Genomic DNA, 19311 nt, shown 5'->3' with positions numbered 1-19311 from the left:
ATGGGACGCCTCACCATCACCGCGCTGCAGAAGTTCTACGGCAAGGTCCATGCCGTGCGCGGCGTCGACCTGGACATCCCCGAGGGCGAGTTCACGGTCCTGGTCGGGCCCTCGGGCTGCGGCAAGTCGACCCTGCTGCGCTGCATCGCCGGGCTGGAGGAGGCCGACGCCGGCGAGATCGCGATCGACGGCGAGGTGGTCAACGACATGCGCCCCCGCGACCGCAACGTAGCCATGGTGTTCCAGAATTACGCGCTTTACCCCTACATGAGCGTCTTCGAGAACATCGCCTTCGGCCTGCGCGCCCGCAGGGCACCCGCCGCGGAGGTCGAGACCCGGGTGCGCGAGGCCGCCGCCCTGCTCGACATCTCGGGCCTGCTGGAACGCCTGCCCCGGGAGCTCTCGGGCGGGCAGCGCCAGCGGGTCGCGATCGGCCGGGCCATCGTGCGCGACGCCCGGCTGTTCCTCTTCGACGAGCCGCTGTCCAACCTGGACGCCCAGCTGCGCGACGAGATGCGCAGCGAGATCAAGCGCCTGCACCAGGACATCGGCAAGACCATGGTCTACGTCACCCACGACCAGATCGAGGCCATGACCCTGGCCGACCGGATCGTGCTCCTGAAGGACGGCCTGATCGAGCAGCAGGGCACGCCCCTGGAGCTCTTCGAGCGCCCGGCGACCCGCTTCGTCGCGGGCTTCCTGGGCTCGCCGGCGATGAACTTCGTGCCCGCCCGGCTGGACGTGGAGGGCGAGGCTCTTGCCGTGTTTTTCGCCGATGGCCGGGTACTGCCCCTGCCGGCCGCGCGGCGGCCCGCGCTGACGGAGCGGGCCGGCCAGGCGGTCCTCTTCGGGGTCCGGCCCGAGCACATCGCGCGACGGCGCAACGGCGAGCTCCGGCCTGGGCTGGCGCCGCTGCAAGCGACCATCGACCTGGTCCAGCCGACCGGCTCACGGACCTACGGCACCTTCCTGCTCGACGAGGTCGAGGTGGTCGCCGAGCTGGAGGTCCACGACGTCGAAGGCCCGGGTGAGCAGCTTGACCTGACCTTCGACATGAACCGCGTCGTGATCATCGATCCGGAGAGCGAGCGGGTCGTCTCGCACTCCGGGACCTGAAGACAGAGCAAGGGAGGAGCCACCATGACCCCGAGCCGCGCCGTGAAGCTCTTCGGTACCGAGGCACCGCCCGCCGAGACCCGCCTGCTGAGCGCCGGCCCGCTGACCGTAGAGCTCGACGCCGGCAACCTGCGCTACATCCGCTTCGGCGGCTTGGAAGCGATCCGCGCCATCTCCTACGTGGTCCGCGACCAGTACTGGGGCACCTTCGACCCACGGATCGAAGACTTCGAGGTCGCGGAGTCGGACGACAGCTTCACCGTCACCTACCGCGCCACCTGCTCCGACGGCGAACAGGCCTTCACCTACCGCGCCCGGATCACCGGCGCCGCCGACGGCAGCCTCAGCTTCGAGGCCGAGGGCAAGCCCGAGACCGACTTCCTCACCAACCGCACCGGCTTCGTCGTGCTCCATCCGGTCGCCGGGGTCAGCGGCGCGCCGGTCGAGGTGACCGAGGTCGGCGGTGCGGTGATCGACACGGTCTTCCCGGCCGAGATCGATCCCAAGCAACCGATCATGGACATCCGCGCCCTGACCCATCAGGTCGCGCCCGGCCTGCGCGTGGTCTGCACCATGAACGGCGACACCTTCGAGATGGAGGACCAGCGCAACTGGACCGACGCCTCCTACAAGACCTACGTCCGGCCGCTCGGCCTGCCCTTCCCCTACACCCTGCCGGCCGGCGAGGCCCTGACCCAGTCGGTCACCCTCGCCTTCGAGGGTGCGGCGCCGGCGGTTAAGAGCGGCGGCGGCGGCGACGCCGTGTCGGTCACGCTCGGCAGCACCGCAGGCCGGGTGCCGCGCTTCGGCATGGCGCTCGAAGCCCGGCACGCCCCGGCAGCCTTGAAGAGGCTGGACAGTCTGACGCCGCTGGCACCGCCCTTCTTGAGCCTCTATCTGGATGCACGGCAGGACGGCACCGACGAAGCCCTGCGCGCCTTCAAGGCCCTGGCCGAGGGCCTGGGCGCCGAGCCCGCGCTGGAGGTCGTGGTCCCCGGCAATGCCCCGCCCGAGGAGGAGCTGGCCGCGGTGGCCGGCTGGGTCGAGGCGGCGGGCCTCGAGCCGGCCTCGGTCGCGGTCACCCCGTCCGGCGACCTCGGCTTCGTCATGCCGGGCAGTATCTTTCCGGACAGCAAGGACTTCGACGACCTCTTCGCCGCGGCGCGGCACGCCTTCCCCGGCGCCAGGATCGGCGGCGGCAACTTCGTCTACTTCACCGAGCTGAACCGCAAGCCGCCGCCCGTCGCGGCGCTCGACTTCGTCTGCCACGGCACCTGCGCCATCGTCCACGCCGCCGACGACCGCTCGGTGACCGAGACCCTGGAGGCCCTGCCCTACGTCGTCGCCTCGGGCCGCGCGCTCTTCGGCGATAAGACCTATCGCATCGGCCCGGGCGGCATCGGCTCGCGGACCAGCCCCTTCGGCAACGAGCCGCCGGAGAACCCCGAGGCCGCGCGCATGACCATGACCCGCGCCGATCCCCGGCAGCGCGGCCTGCTCGGCGCCGCCTGGCATCTGGGCTACGCGTCACGCATGGCCGAGGGCGGCGTCGACGAGGTGATCCTCGGCGCGCCGCTCGGCGAGTTCGGCCTGGTCCACCACGAGATGGGCTACCGGCAACCCTGGTACGACGAGGCCGGCGGCCTCTACCCGGCGTTCCACGTGATGCGGGGCGTCTACGCCGCCTCGGGCGCGAAGCGCCTGGCCACCGAAGTCTCGGCGCCCCGCGACCTGCAGGCCCTGGCCTTCCAGATCGGCGGCCGGGCGCAGCTCTGGCTGGCCAACCTGGGCGGCGAGACCCGGCGCGTCGAGATCGAGGGCGCCGACCTCGACGCGGCGGCGGTCTCGATCCTCGACGAGGCGAGCTTCGAGGCCTGCGCCGCCGATCCGGAGGGCTTCGACAAGGCGCTGCACTGGGCCTCGGGCTCGTCGCTCGACCTCGGCCCCTATGCCGTGGCCCGCATTCAAGCCGCCGAATGATTCACATCACTCAGCCTTAGGAGGGCAGGATGACCGAAGCGAGACTCAAGGCCATGGCGCAAACCCGCGCCCTCAAGGCCGGGCATTTCATCTTCGAGTTCGACACCCCCGGCATGGGGCACATCTGCAAGAACGCGGGCTGCGAGTTCGTGATCTTCGACACCGAGCACAGCGGCTTCGGCATCGAGACCACCAAGCGCATGCTGCGCTTCTTCCAGGCCGCCGACCTGCCGACCATCGTCCGGGTGCCCTCCAAGGACTACAAGGACATCGCCCGGGCCTGCGATGCCGGCGCCGAGGGCGTGATGCTGCCCATGGTCTCGACGCCCGAGGAGGCGGAGCAGATCGTCCAGAGCATGAAGTACACGCCGCGCGGCGGCCGCGGGGTGATCCTGCGCGCCGCGCTGGACGCCTACACCGCCGGCCCGACCGACGAGAAGCTGGCCGCGCAGAACGCCCGCACCACCCTCTTCGCCCAGATCGAGACCGCCGAGGGCGTCGAGAACGCCGAGGCCATCGCCGCCATCGACGGGGTCGACTGCCTCTGGGTCGGCCACTTCGACCTGAGCTGTTCGCTGGGCATCCCCGGGCAGTTCGACCATCCGGACTTCACCGGCGCGATCGAGACCGTGATCGCCGCCGGCCGCAAGGCCGGCAAGTCCCTCGGCCGCCTGGTGCCGGACGTCGCCAGCGGCAGCGAGCTCTACAAGCAGGGCTTCGACTTCATCGCCTATTCGGCCGACGCCTGGGTTCTGGGCGACGCCCTGGCCGGCGCGCTCAAGGACCTGCGCGAGGCCTGCGCCTGAGGGAGCCACACCATGTCCGCTTTCCGCGTCGCCCTGAGCGGTGATTTCTTCGATGCGGCGGGACAGCCCGCCTATCCGATGTTCGATCTAGCGCCCCTGCGCGACCGTGAGGACGTCGAGGTGATCGTCCTCGAGCCCTGCCGCGAGATCGCGCCCGAGCAGGTCGCCGAGGTCGACGCCCTGATTCTGCTGATGCCCCGGGTCACCGCGCAGACGCTCTCGGGCGGATCGCGCCTGGCCGTGGTCGCCCGCTTCGGGGTCGGCTACGACACCGTCGACGTCGAGGCCTGCACGGCCAAGGACGTCGCCCTGGTTATCACCCCCGACGGCGTGCGCCGCCCGGTCGCGGTCTCGATCCTGACCCTGATGCTGGCGCTGACCGGCAAGCTCATGGTCAAGGACCGCCTGACCCGCGGCGGGCCTGAGACCTGGGGCCAGCGCTCCGACCACATGGGCGTCGGGCTGGTCGGCCTCACCCTCGGCTCGATCGGCATCGGCAACATCGGCGCCGAGCTCTTCCGGCTGGCCAAGCCCTTGGACATGGATTTCCTGGCCCACGACCCCTACGCCGATCCCGCCGTCGCCCGGGAGCTCGGCATCGAGCTGGTCGGCCTCGAGGACCTCTTTCGCCGCGCCGACGTGCTGGCGGTCAACTGCCCGCTCACGGAGGCCACGCACCACCTGGTCAACGCCGAGCGCCTGGCCCTGATGAAGCCCGGCGCCTACCTGATCAACACGGCGCGCGGGCCGATCGTCGACCAGGCCGCGCTGACCGCCGTCCTGGCCGAGGGCCGTATTGCCGGCGCCGGCCTCGACGTCCTGGCGCAGGAGCCGCCGGACCCGGACGACCCGATCCTCGACCTCGACAACGTGATCCTCACGCCCCACGCACTGTGCTGGACGGATCAGTGCTTCGCCGGCAACGGCGCCGCGGATGTCCGAGCGGTCCTCGACGTCAAGTCCGGCCAGGTCCCGCGCGGCATCGTCAACCGCGCGGTCATCGAAAGCTCGGGCTGGCAGGAGAAGCTGCGGCGCTTCGCACCGTAAGGTGTCGCCACCGGGGCGATGGCGCTATGCGACCGCAGCGCAGGCGGAGTCTAGAATCCGCAGGGTCTCCTCCAGCTCGGCCTCGCCGTGCGCGGTCGAGAAGAAGCGCCGCACCCCCGGCAGGGCGTAGATCCCCCGCTTCATGCATTCGGCGTCCAAGCGGCGCGCGACCGCGGAATCGCTCGCCATGATATCGGCCTGGGTCTCCGGCCGCCTGCGCGTGAAAAGGATCTGCCAGAGGGAGCCGGTGTTCTCGGCGATCGCCGGCAGGCCGTGGCGGTCGAGGACCTCCTGGCAGGCCCGGCAGGCCGCATCGGCGAAGGCGTTGAGGCGCGCGTAGGTCCCCGGCTTCGCGAGCTCGTCGAGCAGGGCCAGGGTCGCCGCCGCGGCCACGGGATTGCCGTGCAGGGTGCCGTTGAAATAGACGTAGTTCGGCTCCCCCTTCCGGCGCGGATCGCAGAGATCGAGGATCTCGGCGCGCCCGGCGACGCAGGACAACGGCCCACCCGCGCCCACGACCTTGCCGAAGCTCGCCAGGTCCGGGGTCACGCCGTAGTGCACCTGTGCGCCGCCGTAGGCCAGGCGGAAGCCGGTCACCACCTCGTCGAAGATCAGCAGCACCCCGTTCTCGTCGCAGATCCGGCGCAGGGCCTGGAGGAAGGCGGGCCGCGCTGGGATGATCCGCTGCACCGGCTCGACGATGATCGCCGCCAGCTCCTGGCGGTGGTCCTTGACGATCCGCTCGACGGCCTCGGCGTCGTTGTAGGGCGCGACCAGCACGGTCGAGCGCGTACCCGCCGGGCGGCCGGCGGTGTCGTCCTGGCCGTGCGGGTCGTTGCCCAGGGCCGTGGGGAAGGTCGAGGTCAGGGCGTAGTCGTGGTTGCCGTGGTAGGCGCCCTCGAACTTCAGGACCAGGTCGCGCCCGGTGAAGGCCCGCGCCAGGCGCAGGGCGTAGGCGGTGGCCTCGGAGCCGGTGGTCGCGTAGACGATCTTCTCGGCGCAGGGGATGTCCTCGACCAGGCGCGCGGCCAGGCGAATCGCCGGTTCGTTCAAGGTGCCGAACATGTGCAGGCCGCGGGCGACCTGCTCTTGCGCCGCCGCGACCACGGCCGGATGGGAATGGCCCAGGATCAGCGCGCCCGCGCCGCCGACGTAGTCGATGTACTCCCGCCCCTCGACATCCCGCAGCCGCGCGCCCGCGCCCTCGGCGAAGACGAAGCGGATGTCCTCCGGCAGCGCGTAGCCGCCTAGGCCGGCGCCGGGCAGCACGCCCTCCGCCAGCGCGAAGAGCGCGTCGTTGCTCCATTCCAGTCTGGCGTCCATGGCACCCGTTCCTTTCATTCGAAGACGGCGACGGCGTCGCCGAGCACGTCTGCCTCCGGGGTCACGCCGAGCCCCGGCCGCTCCGAGGGCGCGAGCCTGCCGTCCTTGCGCTCCGGCCCGTCGGGCGCGATCCGCGGCGCGACGTAGCCGGAGAGATCGCAGACGTTGAGCAGATAGCGCGGCGGCGTGGCGACCGCGAGATGCGCCGCCGCCGCCGTTGCGATGTCGGAGCCCCAGGTGTCCTCGACCACCATCATGATCTTGAAGTGCAGGCAGAGGTCGCGCGCCCGGCGGGCCGCGCTCAGGCCGCCGAACTTCGAGAGCTTCACGGCGACCACGTCGGCACAGCCCAGCGCCTGGGCCTTGAGCAAGGACTCGGTGTCGTGGGCGCTCTCGTCGAGCTTCATGGGCCGTCCGGTCGTCCGCCGCACCTCGGCGCAGGCCTCCAGGCTCTCGCAGGGCTGCTCAAGCATGACGTCCAGGTCGCCCAGGGCCTGCGAGACACGGAGCGCGGTCAGCTTGCTGGCGCCGGCGTTCCAGTCGGCATAGACCAGCGGTCCCGGCCCGACCGCCTCGCGGACGGCCCGGATCCGGGCGACATCGGCCTCCCAGTCGTCGTCGGCGCCGACCTTGACCTGGAACTGCCGGATCCCCTCGCCGTAGGCGGCCTCGGCAATCGCCGCCATCTCGGCGGGGGCGACGCAGGTGATCGAATGGTAGAGCGGCGCGCTCTCCATGCGGCGCCCGCCAAGCAGCTTGTAGAGCGGCAGGCCCGCCGCCTTGGCGGTCAGGTCCCAAAGGGCCAGATCCAGCACAGACTTGGCGTAGCGATGGCCCGGAAGCTGGGCCTCGCAGCGCTGCAGGACCGCCTCCGGCCCGACCGGATCGGCGCTCAGCAGCAGGGGCGCCAGCTCGGCGATCGCCGGCGCCACGCCGCGCGCGTAGGCCGGCAGATAGCGCGGGATCGGGCAGACCTCGCCCCAGCCGGTCAGGCCCTCGTCGCTGTCGAGGCGCAGAACGATGCTCTCCACCGTGTCGCAAACCTTGCCGTCGGACATGTAGTAGGCCGCGTGGCTGGTCAGCGGCACGCTGTAGAGGGCGATCCGCGTGATCTTCACGGCCCCGGCCTCTCGTAGCTGACCAGGGGCTCGCCGAGCCAATCCGGGTCCGGAACCACGCCGATCCCGGGCGTCTCCGGCACGACCGCCGTGCCGTCGCTGTTCCGCGCGCCCTGCCCCGGCGCCTCATCCTCGGCGAGATGCGGATGGCAGAGCCAGGAGGCCAAACGGTTCTCGGCGGGCGTGGAAAGTGCCAGGTGCAGCGCCGCCGTATCGGCGAGCACCGTGCCGCCGACGTCCTCGATGTGCAGACGCCAGCCGACCGAAACCCCGAAGTCGCGCAGCCGGCGCGCCTTGGTCAGTCCGCCCACGCGGTTGGGCTTGATCTTGACGCCCTCGCAGGCCCGCGCCCGCCAGGCGTCGAGATGGTCCTGATAGCTTTGCAGGCATTCGTCCAGCATGATCGGCTGTCGCGTCAAGCGCCGGACCTGCAGGCACTGGTCCAGGGTCTCGCAGGGCTGCTCGAACCAGCCCCGGGCCGCGACCGCGTTCATGACCTCGATCGCGAGCGCCGGGGTCCAGGCCCGGTTGGCGTCATAGGTGATCTGCTCGTCCGGCTGCCGCGCGGCCTCGATCGCCTCGATTCGGGCGATGTCCAGCGTCGGGTCGTTGCCGCCGATCTTGGCGGAGTGAGTCCGGTAGCCCTGGCCCCGCGCCGCCTCGATCAGCGCCACCATCTCTTCCGGCGTGCCGGTCGAGATCGAGCTGTTGAGCGCAACGCTCTCGCCCTCCGCCCCGCCGAACAGCGTGTAGAGCGGCAGCCCGGCGTCCTGGCCGAGCAGGTCCCAGAGCGCCAGGTCGAGCGCCGACTTGGCGTAGGGATGACCCGGCAAGACCATATCCATGGCCCGGTTCAGGCAATCGATGTCGCGCGGGTCGCGTCCGATCAGCGCCGGGGCCAGGAGCTCCAAGGCCGCGCGGATGCCGCCGCCGAAGGCGGGCAGATAGCTGTGGCCCCAGGGGCAGCCTTCGCCCCATCCGGACAGCCCAGCGTCCGTGTCGATCCGCAAAATAGTCGAATCGAGCGCCTCGAACTTCAGCCGCCCGCCCGAAAGCCAGTAGGGCTTCTCCAGGGGCAGGGTCTTCTGCCAGGCGGTGATGCGGGTGATGCGCAAGGGCTCAGGCCATGGTGACGACGATGTTGCCGACGTGGCGCTTGGCGATGAAGGCCTCCTGCGCTTTGACCAGCTCGGCCAAGGGATAGGTCTCGGCCAGCAGGGGCCGGATCTCGCCGCGCTCGATGTAGCCGACCAAATCGGCGAAGACGCCCGGCGGCACGATGGTCGCGCCCGTGAAGGTCAGGTCGTTCAGGTAGAGGGTCCTCAAATCGAGTTCGACCATCGGCCCGGCGATGGCGCCGGAGACCGTGTAGCGGCCGCCGCGCGCCAGCACGTCGATCAGCTGCGGCCAGAGGTCGCCCCCGACGACGTCGGCGACGACGGTCACCTTGTCCTGGCCGATCGCATCCCGGAGCGCCGACTTCAGGCTTTCCGGCGCCCGCGGCAGGACGGCATCCGGGCCGATCGCGGCCACGGCCTCCGCCTTGGACTCGGCGCACATGGCAATGGTCCGCGCGCCCCGCCGCTTGGCGAGCTGGATCAATGCCGAGCCGACCCCGCCCGAGGCGCCGGGAATCAGCACGCTGTCGCCCTCGCCGACTTGGGCGCGGTTGAGCATGTTCTCGGCGGTGACGTAGGAGGTCGCGAAGGTCGCCAGTTCCGCATCCGAAAGATCGCTTTCCACGGGATGGACGTTGCGGGCATCGACCTTCGTGTAGTCCGCGAAGCCGCCGTCGGCCTCCGACCCGAAGTAGCCGCACTTGTTCAGATCGAGCGGATGCTCCCAGTCCCGCAGCCAGGTGTCGACCAGGACCCGCTTGCCGACCAGGTCGGCCCCCGCCGGGCCGCCGACCGCGACCACCCGGCCGCAGACGTCGGCCCCTTGGATCCGCGGCAGGCTGAGCGCGCCGCCCCATCCGGCGTCCTCCGCAGCCGCCTCTTCCAGGACCCCGCCGCTGGTCGCTTCGGTCACGCTTTTCGAATACCAGCCGGTGCGGGTGTTGACGTCGGTGTTGTTGAGCCCGCAGGCCCCCACCTCGATCAGGACCTCGTTCGCATCGGGCTCCGGAACCGGCCAGTCCTCTCGGTACTCCAGCACGTCGAGCCCGCCATGCCCGGTCAGCAAAACGGCGCGCATGGTCTTGGGGATCTCAGTCATCGACAGCCTCCCGCAGCCAGTCATGCAGCTTGGCGATCGAATGCTCGGAGTCGATGCCCTCCTGCGGGTTGATCACCAGCGGGCCGGGCCGATAGCCGAGCGATCCCACACCACGTTGCACGCTCTTCACCAGCGCAAGGTCCTCGGCAAAGGTGGTATCGCGGTCGAGGTCGATCACCTTGCGTAGCTCGAGGTCTGTCGCGCCGTCGCGCGAATACCAGCCCCGGAAGACCCGCGTGGCCTCCGGCGCCAGCGGCTGCCAGTGATAGGTGTTGACCAGGCCCGAGGGATAGATCTGCAGGCTGAAGCCGGGCCAGAGGTAGAAGGAGCCGTAGTCCGAGCCGGAGGTGTCGTACCAGGCGGTCGCACCCGACTGCGCCTTGGCCGTGTGGTGCAGGCACTTGGTGTCGCCGAAGCCGCTGACATTGTAGCTCTGCGGATCGACCACACCCGAGGCGAAGGTCTTGTGCACGACCTTGCAGTGGTAGCACTCGTTGTAGTTCTCGACCGCCACCAGCCAGTTGCAGGCCTCCTCCGCCTCGTGCTCCTCGGCGAAGACCCGATCGTCGATGTCCGGGCAGAGCGCGCGGACTGCGCCTTCGACGCCGGGGAAGACCTCGCCCATGGGCCGGGCTTCGCGGTCCAGGTTGACGAAGACGAAGCCGCAAAAGACCTCGAGCTTCACCTCCGTCAGGCAGATTCCGGCGGTATCGAAGTTCGCCAGGCCGCGCGTGCCCGGCGCGCCGCGCAGCCGGCCCTCCAGGTCGTAGGTCCAGGCGTGGTAGGGACAGACCAGGACCCGCGACCGCCCCGCGCCTTCGACCAGCGCATGGCCGCGATGGCGGCAAACGTTGAAGAATCCGCGCAGGTCTCCGTCCCGGCCCCGGATCACGAAGAGATCCTGATCGAGGACCGAGAAGGCGACGTAGCTGCCCGGCGCAGGCAAGCGGCTCGCGTGACAGGCGAAGAGCCAGCTCCGAAAGAAGATCCGCTCGCGCGCCCGGGCGAGAACCTCCGGCGCCCGGTAGTAGCGCGCGGGAAGACCGAGGACCGGCGCCTCTGTGCCGGGCTCCACCGAACGCTCCAGGACTTGCTCCATCGCGCCCTCCCTACCCCAGCGCGCCCAGGCGGGGCTCCTCCTCGTAGTTCCCGGCCGCCAGGCGCTCGGCGTGGAAGGCCTCGATCCGGGCCTGGGCCTCTTCGCCGGCCCGCGCGACCAGCAGCGCGATCAAGGTCTCCAGCAGCGCGGTCACCGCGGCCTGCGACTGGAAGAACTGCGGCGTGTGGGTCGGGCAGATCAGGACCTGGTCGGCCTCGCGCGCCAGGGGCGAGGTCGCGCTGTCGGTGATCCCGATCACCCGCGCGCCGCGCCGCTTGGCCAGGCGCACCCCGCCCAGGGTCTCGGAGCGGTAGGGCTGGAAGGTCAGGGCGACCAGCAGGTCCTTCCTGCCGACCTGCGCCAGGTCGTCGATCGGCTGCGAGCCGTGCCGCGGGATCGGCACGATGTGCCCGAAGGCCATGCGCGCCACGTACCAGAACTGGTGCGCCAGGTTGTAGGCCGAGCCGAGCCCGAGGACGTAGACGGTCCGCGCCTTGAGGATCCGATCGCAGGCCCGCTCCAGGGCCTTCAGGTCCTGCTTCTGGAAAGCACGCTCGAGGTTGTCAGCGACCGCCGCCGCCATCTCCCCCAGGACCGCCGCCGAACCGCCCTCGGCCGCCATCTCCTGCAGCCAGCGCGCCCGGTCGCGAAATCCGCCCAGGCCGTCGGCGACCACGAAATCCCGGAAGCGCTCGCGCATCTCGTCGTAGCCCTCGAAGCCGAGCTGCCGGGCCAGGCGCACGAAGGCGTTGGGGTGCACCGAGGTCTTCACCGCCAGGGTGCGCATGGACTCGACGCCGACCTCGCGCGGATGATCGATGATGTGCCGGGCCGCGGCCTGCAAGGCCGGCGGCAGCCCCGAGTAGGCCTCGGTCAGCGCGGCGACGACGGCTTCGGCGGTCTGCGGGGTCTGGCGCATCTGTATAAGATCAGTTGACATTGATACATATGTATCAGACCCTATCCCGGGCGCGATTGCAAGGATGCTCTTGGGCACATGACGACGCAGGCGAAAGTCGTGATCATCGGTGGCGGCGTCATGGGCTGCGCGCTCGCCTACCACCTCTGCAAAGAGGGCTGGACCGACGTGGTCCTGCTGGAAAAGGCGGAGCTGACCTCCGGCTCGACCTGGCACGCGGCCGGCCAGATCACCCACTCGGTCTCCCACTATGGCCTGGCCAAGATGGCCGCCTACGGCACCGAGCTCTATCCCCGCCTGGAGGCGGAGACCGGCCAGTCCTGCAGCTGGCACGGCTGCGGCAGCCTGCGCGTCGCCTATCAGGACGCTGAGGTCGACTGGCTGCGCTACACCCTGTCGGTCGGCCGCGGCCTCGGTCATGAGATGGAGATCGTCGGCCCCGAGCGGATCCGGGAGCTGCACCCCTTCTACAACCTCGAAGGAATCAAGGCGGCGCTGCACACGCCCCACGACGGCCACGTCGACCCTGCCGGCATCGCCTTCGGCATGGCGGCCGGCGCGCGGCAGCTGGGCGCCACGGTGATCCGCCGCAACCGCGTCACCGGCCTCACCCGAAAGCCGAGCGGCGAATGGATCGTCCGGACCGAGCAGGGCAACATCACCTGCGAGATCGCGGTCAACGCCGGCGGCACCTACGCCCGCCAGATCGGCCAGTGGGTCGGCCTCGACCTGCCGATCGCCAACCTGCTGCACCACTACCTGATCACCGAGCCGGTGCCGGACTTTCACGCGCTTGAGACCGAGCTCCCGGTGGTGCGCGACGACCGCCAAGTCTCCGGCTACATCCGCATGGAGCAGAAATCCGGCCTGATCGGTATCTACGAGAAGGCGAACGCCGCCACCGTCTGGGACGACGGCACGCCCTGGGAAGCCGAGAACGAGCTCTTCGAGCCGGACTACGACCGCATCCTGCCCTGGCTCGAGAACGCCATGGCGCGCATGCCGGTCTTCGCCGACCTGGGCATCAAGCGGGTCGTCCACGGCGCCATCACCCATCCGCCGGACGGCAACATGCTGCTCGGGCCCTCAGGCCTGCGGAACCTCTGGCTCTGCTGCGGCGCCCAGGTTGGCATCGCCTGGGGCCCGGGCGCCGGCAAGTACCTGGCCCAGTGGATGGTCCACGGCGCCGCCGACATCTCCATGGCCAGCTTCGACCCGCGCCGCTTCGGCGCCCGCATCGACGAGACCTACCGCATCGAGAAGGCCAAGGAGGACTACCTCCTGCGCCACGAGATCCCCTTCCCCCAGCTCGATCGCCCGGCCTGCCGCCCGTCGCATTCCAAGACCTCGCCGCTCTACGAGACCCTGAAAGCCCGGGGCGCCGTCTATCAGGACGTCTACGGTTGGGAGCGACCGGCCTGGTACGCGACCGGCAGCCTGCCGCGGGAACACATCCACGCCTTCCGCCGTACGGCCCTGCACGAGGTCGTCGGGGCCGAGGTCCGCGGCCTGCGCGCGGCGGCCGGCCTCGCCGACCTGACCGCCTTCGCCAAGCTCGAGGTCCATGGCGCCGGGGCCGTCACCTTCCTGGAGCGGGTCTCCTCCAACCGCCTGCCAAAGAAGGTCGGCTCGGTCTCCCTCACCTACCTGGTCAACCCCAACGGCCGCCTGGAAGGCGAGACCACCCTGGTCCGGCTGGCCGAGGACCGCTTCTACGCCGTCTATGCCGCGGTCAAGGAGAAGGCCCTGCTCGACTGGTTCGAGGAGCAGCGCCGCGAGGGCGAGGCCGTCGCCTTCGACAACGTCTCCGAGGACTACGGCGTGCTGATGATCGCCGGGCCGGAGAGCCGTGCCATCCTGGCCGGCTGCACGGACGCCGCCCTCGACAACGCCGCCTTCCGCTGGCTCTCGGCCCGGGAGATCGCGGTCGCCGGGGTCGAGAAGGTCCGCGCCCTGCGGGTGACCTACAGCGGCGAGCTGGGCTGGGAGCTGCACGTCCCGATGGCGGGCCTGCTCCCCGTCTACGAGGCGCTGGTCGCCGCCGGCGAACCGCGCGGCCTGGTCCACGTCGGCTCTGCCGCGCTCAACGCCCTGCGCATGGAGAAGGGCTACAAGTCCGGCCACGAGCTGACCAACGAGGTGACCCTGGCCGAGGCCGACCTGCTGCGATTCGCCCGGCCGGACGGCTTCCAGGGCGCCGCGGCCAGCCGCGCCGCGCCGAAGAAGTGGCGGCTGGTCTGCCTGCAGCTCGAGGAACCGTCAGCCGCCGCGCCCCAGGCCGACCCGCTCGGCGCCGAGTCCGTCTGGGCCGGGGACGCCTGCATCGGCTCGATCGCCTCGGGCGGCTTCGGCTACGGCATCGGCGCCTACCTCGCCTGGGCCTACCTCCGACCGGCCTTCGCCGCCGCCGGGACCGAGCTCGAAGTCATGGTCCTGGGCACGCCCCGTCGGGCGCGCGTCCTGGCCGGCCCGGTCTGGGACGCCGAGAACGCCCGGCCCCGCGCCGAGGCGCGCCTGGCCGCGGAGTAGCCCGATCGCGCCCGATCGGCAGTACGACGTCGACGGCCCTTGGGTCGACGGCGGCGCGTCGACCGATCTGCGGCCTTGCGATGGCCTGCCCTCCAGAACCGGTCATTCAACCTGAGAGTTCGACAGCTTTTGAACTTGCTCAGCGCCTGGATCCGGTCAAAGGGGGCGGACCACCGGAGGCAAGGGAAACCGTCGCTTTGATCCACGTCATGGCCGAGGCGTCGACACTTGCCCCTCAGTAGTGGTCAAATCAGCAGTCGGCGCGCGCAACGGAGGCCTCGGCAATGACGCGGACGATGATCACTGGCCTCGCACCTGCGCTCGTCGCCATAGCAATTCCCCAGATTTCACGAGGCGATATTGAGCAGACTGGCCTGCAGGACTTTCGTGCCAATTGCGCTGTTTGCCACGGGCTCGAAGCCAGGGGCGACGGCCCAATGGCCGATCTCTTCGCCCCCCAATCTCACCCTTCTGAGCCGACAGAACGACGGCTTCTTTCCTTACGGAAGGGTCTTCGACACGATAGACGAACGAAGCGAGGTCGCGGCGCAGAGACCCAGGGACATGCCGGTTTGGGGCGAGGCCCTGCAGGCGTCAGGAGACTCTCTGGGCGCCGAAGGGGAACTGCTCGCCGATGACAGGATCCTGGCGCCGACCAGATATCTGGAGCGTTTGCAGGCTAAGCGACTGCTGTTTGGAGGACGCGGATCGAAGCCGGATTGCTCTCTTTCGTACTTGGACGCTTGGCCGGGAACACGAACATGCCTCTGACCCTGACATCGCCAGCCTTCTCAGATCACGGAGAGATACCCAAGCGCTACACCTGCGAGGGCAACGACATATCTCCGCCCTTGGCGTGGTCCGGGGCCCCTCAAGGAACCAAGAGCCTTGTGCTCATCGTCGATGACCCCGACGCCCCGGACCCGGCGGCCCCCAAGATGACCTGGGTTCATTGGCTGCTCTACAACCTGCTTCCCACAGCCGAAAGTTTGCCGGAAGGGGTCAGGCCTGATGAGCTTTCGTCGGGTACGAAAGAGGGTCAGAACGATTGGAAGAACCTGGGCTATGGCGGACCCTGCCCTCCCATCGGACGGCATCGCTACTTTCACAAGCTCTACGCTCTGGATACGGTTCTCGCCGACCTGCACGCCCCGACAAAATCACAGTTGGAAAGGGCGATGAAGGGTCACGTGCTCGACCAAGCAGAGCTCGTTGGGACCTACGAAAAGGACGGCCGCTAGAGCCGGCCCGACAACGCCGCACAGCCCTGGGGCGATTTCACTCTCGTGCTCGATCTGGCAGCGGCCAAAGCCCCTGAGACCGCCTGACGAGACCCCGAGATGGGAGCGTGACGCATGACGGATCCCTTCACGCTTGGCGTGCTGACATGGATGGGCATCGCGCTTTGCCTCAGCCAAGCGGCCATGTTCTCCGGCCTGAACCTTGCAGTCTTCAGCGTGAGCCACTTGCGGCTCGAGATCGAGGCATCTCTCGGTGACCGCCGAGCGGCACAGGTTCTCGCGTTACGGGTCGATCCCAATCTGACCTTGACGACGATCCTTTGGGGCAACGTGGCGGTCAACGTGCTGCTCACACTCCTCTCCGATTCGGTCCTGGCGGGCGTTTCCGCGTTTCTGTTCTCCACCTTCGCGATCACGATCTTCGGTGAGATCCTGCCCCAGGCCTATTTCTCCACGCACGCGGTGCGCATCGCTTCCGCGCTGGCGCCCGTCCTGAAGGCTTACGGTGTTGTTCTCTATCCGCTGGCCAAGCCCTCTGCCGCGATCCTCAATCGCTGGCTCGGGCGCCAAGGTCTGCGCTTGTTCCGCGAGCGGGAAATGCGCGAGCTGATCCAGAAGCACTTCGAGGCCGAAGGCGCAGAGATCGAGCGCCTGGAAGGACTGGGCGCCCTTAACTTCCTCGCCCTCGACGATCTCAGAGTTTCGGAGGAAGGCGAGATCGTCGACCCGGAGAGCGTGATCAGCTTGCCGATCAAAAAGGGGCTGCCTCTGTTCCCCGAGATTCACTGCGACGCCTCTGACCCCTTCCTCAAACGCGTCGACCGCTCCGGACGCAAGTGGATCATCCTCACCAACCCTTCGGGCGAGCCGGTCTTCGTGATGAATTCGGACGCTTTCCTTCGTGACGCTCTCTTCACGCCCGCGACCTTTCGCCCCCTTGGCCATTGCCATCGCCCAATCATCGTGCACGATCCCAAGCAACGTCTTGGTGAGGTCATCGGGCTCCTCAAGGTGCAGGCCGAACGGCCGGGTGACAACGTCATCGACAACGACGTGATCCTTGTTTGGGCGGCGGAGAAACGGGTGATCACGGGTGCCGACATCCTCGGCCGACTCATGAGCGGCATCGCCAGGGTCGAGAGTGCTCCACGATGACGTTCACACTGCCGGACACCGAAGTGGTCTCTGTCGGCCCTGCAACGACAGCGTGCGGCAAAGTCCGAACTGTGCCAATCACCGTCTCGAGGAGAGCTGACTCGCTAGTGGTTTCCCTACCGGTTCATGGTTTCCGTGGATCGTCCAGTCGAGTTCTTGAAGAGCCTTTTCAAAGACCATGACGTCCTCAGGTTCCTGGATGACGAGCATCTTGTCCTTCCTTCTAGTCGTCGGCGTGATCTACGTCGGCCTGGCAAGTTTGCTGTTCTTCTCGCAATCGCGGCTGCTCTATTTTCCCTCCCGCCAGATTTTCGCGACGCCCGATCGCATCGGCCTGATCTACGAGCCGGTCGAGATCCGCGCGGAGAACGGGATCAAGCTGGACGGCTGGTTCCTGCCCGCGCCGCAGAGACGAGGCGTCCTGCTCTTCTTCCACGGCAACGCAGGCAATATCTCGCATAGGCTCGAGTCCTTGAAGATATTTCATGACCTGGGTCTTGCCGTCCTCATCTTCGACTATCGCGGCTATGGCCGAAGCGAAGGCACGATCTCGGAGCCGGGCATCTATCGCGACGCGGAGGCCGTCTGGCGCTATTTGACCGAAGAGCGAAACGTCCGCCGGGAAGAGGTCGTGCTCTTCGGGCGCTCACTCGGGGCGGCGGTCGCCGCCTGGCTCGCAGCACGACACCAACCGGGCGCCTTGATCATGGAGTCGGCCTTCACCTCGGTGCCCGATCTCGCGCAAAGTCTCTATCCGATATTCCCCGCCCGCTGGTTGGCACGATCGCGCTACAGCGCGGATGAATACCTGAAGTCCGTGACCTGTCCGGTCTTGGTCGTGCACAGCCGTGACGACGAGATCATCGCCATCCGACACGGCCGCGGTGTCTTCGCGGCCGCCAGCGAGCCGAAGCGGTTCCTGGAAATCCGCGGCGGCCACAACGACGGCTTCTTCGTCAGCGGCCGCTTGTATACAGATGGTCTCGACAGCTTCCTGCGGACTCACCTGAAGGAATAGCGTCGCGACCCCGAGGCCGAAGGACCGGGCGCCGTCGGCCTCCCTGGGTCAGGTCTGGAGCCCGGCAGAGTCGAGAACGCAGCGGGATATGGCATGAGGATGGCGGCAAATGCCCAGACGATTCAGGATATCGGGAAAGCACCTCGGCGAGCTCAACCAGGTCGCCTATTGCCCTCGCTGTATCTGGCTCAAGCTGCGTCTCGAATATCGCCTGCCGTATCAGATATTCCCCGGAATCTTCAGCTCGATCGATGCCTACACGAAGCGTGTCGTCCAGCATTTCCTCGATCACGACGGCCTGCCCAAGTGGCTCTCAGAGCTGGGCGACGTTTCCGGATACCGGCCCGCGCCCTCCTATCAGACGTTCTGCGTCGACGAGCCTGAAACCGATTTTCATCTGACGGGAGCTCCGGACGCGATCCTCCTGAACGCCGACGGCTCTCACCTCATCGTCGATTACAAGACCTCGAGGTATACCAGGGGCCAGGACGCTCTTCGGCCGCTTTACGAAGGTCAACTGAACGCCTATGCCTGGATCGCCGAGCGGACCGGCTATGGGCCGGTCACGCGGCTGGCCCTGGTCTACATGCAGCCGCGCACCGCGCAAGAGGACGCCAGCGATACGGCGAATCACCGCTCTGGTGGCTTCGCCATGGCCTTCACGCCGCACATCGAGTTCGTGCCGATCCAGCGAGACCTGGTGCCGAGGCTGCTCATTGCGGCGAGGGAGATCCATGACCTGCCGACGCCGCCGCCGGCACGCCGAGGCTGCAGGGACTGTGCTCAAACCGCGCGAGCCGTCGCTCTGCTGCAGGCGGGTTCGGCTTGAAGCGAAGGTGCGAAGGCGGCTGGGCCAGCGATCTTGGGAACCACCGTCGCCTCGGCGCTCCTCTTGTCTTCCCGGGCCGATTTCCGCGCATTGACCAACACGATTGAGCTAAGGATCCTTCGGAATGGGCAGATGTCTGTTTTCCTGCAGGTCCCTCAGGAGCTGGAGCAGACGCATCGCGTCCTCGTCTGCCAGCGGCAGGCGAACCACGGCGCGTCTTCCCGTCTCGTTCACCTCCATCCGACCCTCGATAGCGACGGCATCGGCCTTCTCCGCGTGGAGCAATCTGAACGGACCTTCCAGCCTTCCGAAGTAGAACGGGCCCGGCCCGTCCATGACCACCACGTTGTCTTCGACCATAGCCAAGCTCCTCAGACCGACCGGATAAAGCGACGGAGTCTTCCCGCTATTTCACAGCGGGTTCACCTAGGGCATTATCCGATCAGATGGAATCGCTTCGCGATCCATCTGGCCGGATGTAATGCCCTACCTTCAGAGCGATAGCGCACGACTCCCGGCCAGACGCGAACGCGTCTGATCGGGAAGTGCGCTAGCCGCCGGTGCCTTCCTGCATCTTGATGACGAGCTCTTCCTGCAAGGAATCCCGTCGATTGCAGAGGTTCGTGTAGTCGGGTCCGACATCGCCCGAAGCTTCTAGCGCATGTATCTCTTCGCGCAGACGCTGGTAGTCACGCGCGATGTCCTCGAAGTCCGGATCACTGGCGATCAAGGCCTCGATCTGCGTCTTGTACTCCGGAAACTGACGAATCAACGCCGCGTGCAGCTCAGCCATGGTTGGATGACACTCTGGGATATGCGGGTCTCACACTTGGTCACAGAGCCAGCCGACGTCCTGGCGGCCCGATCAGCTATGAGATCAACCCCGCTCGAAAGCGTCCTTGATCTGCGTCACA

The 19311-nt window shown here is 68.3% G+C and carries 17 protein-coding genes; 9 read left to right on the top strand and 8 right to left on the bottom strand.

From position 1 onward, the window contains the following. The 4 genes from QNJ30_17870 to QNJ30_17855 are packed head-to-tail and all read left to right on the top strand — an operon-like array spanning position 1 to position 4949. The gene (locus QNJ30_17870; protein ID MDJ0945340.1) at positions 1-1116 is read left to right on the top strand and encodes an ABC transporter ATP-binding protein; all 1116 of its coding nucleotides are present in this window, start codon (positions 1-3) and stop codon (positions 1114-1116) included. A gap of 24 nt (positions 1117-1140) precedes the next feature. Continuing rightward, the gene (locus tag QNJ30_17865; GenBank protein MDJ0945339.1) at positions 1141-3096 is read left to right on the top strand and encodes a hypothetical protein; all 1956 of its coding nucleotides are present in this window, start codon (positions 1141-1143) and stop codon (positions 3094-3096) included. Positions 3097-3125: 29 nt separating this feature from the next. Beyond that, positions 3126-3902, top strand: coding sequence for an aldolase/citrate lyase family protein (locus tag QNJ30_17860; protein ID MDJ0945338.1), 777 nt, complete (start codon positions 3126-3128; stop codon positions 3900-3902). A 12-nt stretch (positions 3903-3914) separates the two neighbouring features. Further along, entirely contained in the window at positions 3915-4949 is a 1035-nt protein-coding gene (locus QNJ30_17855; GenBank protein ID MDJ0945337.1) for an NAD(P)-dependent oxidoreductase, read from the top strand. A 24-nt stretch (positions 4950-4973) separates the two neighbouring features. Here the strand turns inward: QNJ30_17855 and QNJ30_17850 are convergent, their stop codons facing one another. Genes QNJ30_17850 through QNJ30_17825 form a run of 6 tightly spaced genes read right to left on the bottom strand, consistent with a single transcriptional unit; the run spans position 4974 to position 11625 of the window. Next, complete coding sequence (locus QNJ30_17850) at positions 4974-6272, bottom strand: aminotransferase class III-fold pyridoxal phosphate-dependent enzyme (GenBank protein ID MDJ0945336.1); 1299 nt, start codon at positions 6270-6272, stop codon at positions 4974-4976. A 14-nt stretch (positions 6273-6286) separates the two neighbouring features. After that, the gene (locus QNJ30_17845; protein MDJ0945335.1) at positions 6287-7390 is read right to left on the bottom strand and encodes a mandelate racemase/muconate lactonizing enzyme family protein; all 1104 of its coding nucleotides are present in this window, start codon (positions 7388-7390) and stop codon (positions 6287-6289) included. Continuing rightward, complete coding sequence (locus QNJ30_17840) at positions 7387-8505, bottom strand: mandelate racemase/muconate lactonizing enzyme family protein (GenBank protein MDJ0945334.1); 1119 nt, start codon at positions 8503-8505, stop codon at positions 7387-7389. The genes QNJ30_17845 and QNJ30_17840 overlap by 4 nt, the downstream gene beginning before the upstream one ends. Before the next feature lie 4 nt (positions 8506-8509). After that, positions 8510-9607 carry an alcohol dehydrogenase family protein gene (locus tag QNJ30_17835; protein MDJ0945333.1) on the bottom strand — a complete coding sequence of 366 codons (1098 nt, stop codon included), beginning with the start codon at positions 9605-9607 and terminating at the stop codon, positions 8510-8512. Next, positions 9600-10706 (bottom strand): aromatic ring-hydroxylating dioxygenase subunit alpha, encoded by a 1107-nt coding sequence (locus tag QNJ30_17830; protein MDJ0945332.1) that lies wholly within the window; start codon positions 10704-10706, stop codon positions 9600-9602. Before QNJ30_17830 ends, QNJ30_17835 begins: the two co-directional genes overlap by 8 nt. 10 nt (positions 10707-10716) lie before the next feature. Continuing rightward, positions 10717-11625, bottom strand: a complete 909-nt coding sequence (locus QNJ30_17825; GenBank protein ID MDJ0945331.1) for a MurR/RpiR family transcriptional regulator — start codon at positions 11623-11625, stop codon at positions 10717-10719. A gap of 78 nt (positions 11626-11703) precedes the next feature. Between QNJ30_17825 and QNJ30_17820 the strand changes: the two genes are divergently transcribed. The 5 genes from QNJ30_17820 (at position 11704) to QNJ30_17800 (ending at position 18397) form a co-directional block, all read left to right on the top strand. Next, a complete protein-coding gene (locus tag QNJ30_17820) occupies positions 11704-14154 on the top strand; it encodes an FAD-dependent oxidoreductase (protein MDJ0945330.1) in 2451 nt (816 codons plus the stop codon). Between the two features lie 761 nt (positions 14155-14915). Further along, complete coding sequence (locus QNJ30_17815) at positions 14916-15395, top strand: YbhB/YbcL family Raf kinase inhibitor-like protein (protein ID MDJ0945329.1); 480 nt, start codon at positions 14916-14918, stop codon at positions 15393-15395. 114 nt (positions 15396-15509) lie between these two features. Beyond that, positions 15510-16550, top strand: coding sequence for a DUF21 domain-containing protein (locus QNJ30_17810; GenBank protein ID MDJ0945328.1), 1041 nt, complete (start codon positions 15510-15512; stop codon positions 16548-16550). A gap of 199 nt (positions 16551-16749) precedes the next feature. After that, positions 16750-17568, top strand: a complete 819-nt coding sequence (locus QNJ30_17805) for an alpha/beta hydrolase (GenBank protein MDJ0945327.1) — start codon at positions 16750-16752, stop codon at positions 17566-17568. 109 nt (positions 17569-17677) lie between these two features. Next, positions 17678-18397, top strand: a complete 720-nt coding sequence (locus QNJ30_17800) for a PD-(D/E)XK nuclease family protein (protein MDJ0945326.1) — start codon at positions 17678-17680, stop codon at positions 18395-18397. A 108-nt stretch (positions 18398-18505) separates the two neighbouring features. Here the strand turns inward: QNJ30_17800 and QNJ30_17795 are convergent, their stop codons facing one another. After that, positions 18506-18757, bottom strand: coding sequence for a hypothetical protein (locus tag QNJ30_17795; GenBank protein ID MDJ0945325.1), 252 nt, complete (start codon positions 18755-18757; stop codon positions 18506-18508). A gap of 190 nt (positions 18758-18947) precedes the next feature. Then, complete coding sequence (locus QNJ30_17790) at positions 18948-19190, bottom strand: hypothetical protein (GenBank protein ID MDJ0945324.1); 243 nt, start codon at positions 19188-19190, stop codon at positions 18948-18950. Positions 19191-19311 lie beyond the last annotated feature (121 nt).

Source organism: Kiloniellales bacterium, from assembly GCA_030066685.1.
GTDB lineage: Bacteria > Pseudomonadota > Alphaproteobacteria > Kiloniellales > JAKSBE01 > JAKSBE01.
Note: the sequence above shows the minus strand (reverse complement) of the source record. Positions and strands in the feature narration are given on the sequence as shown.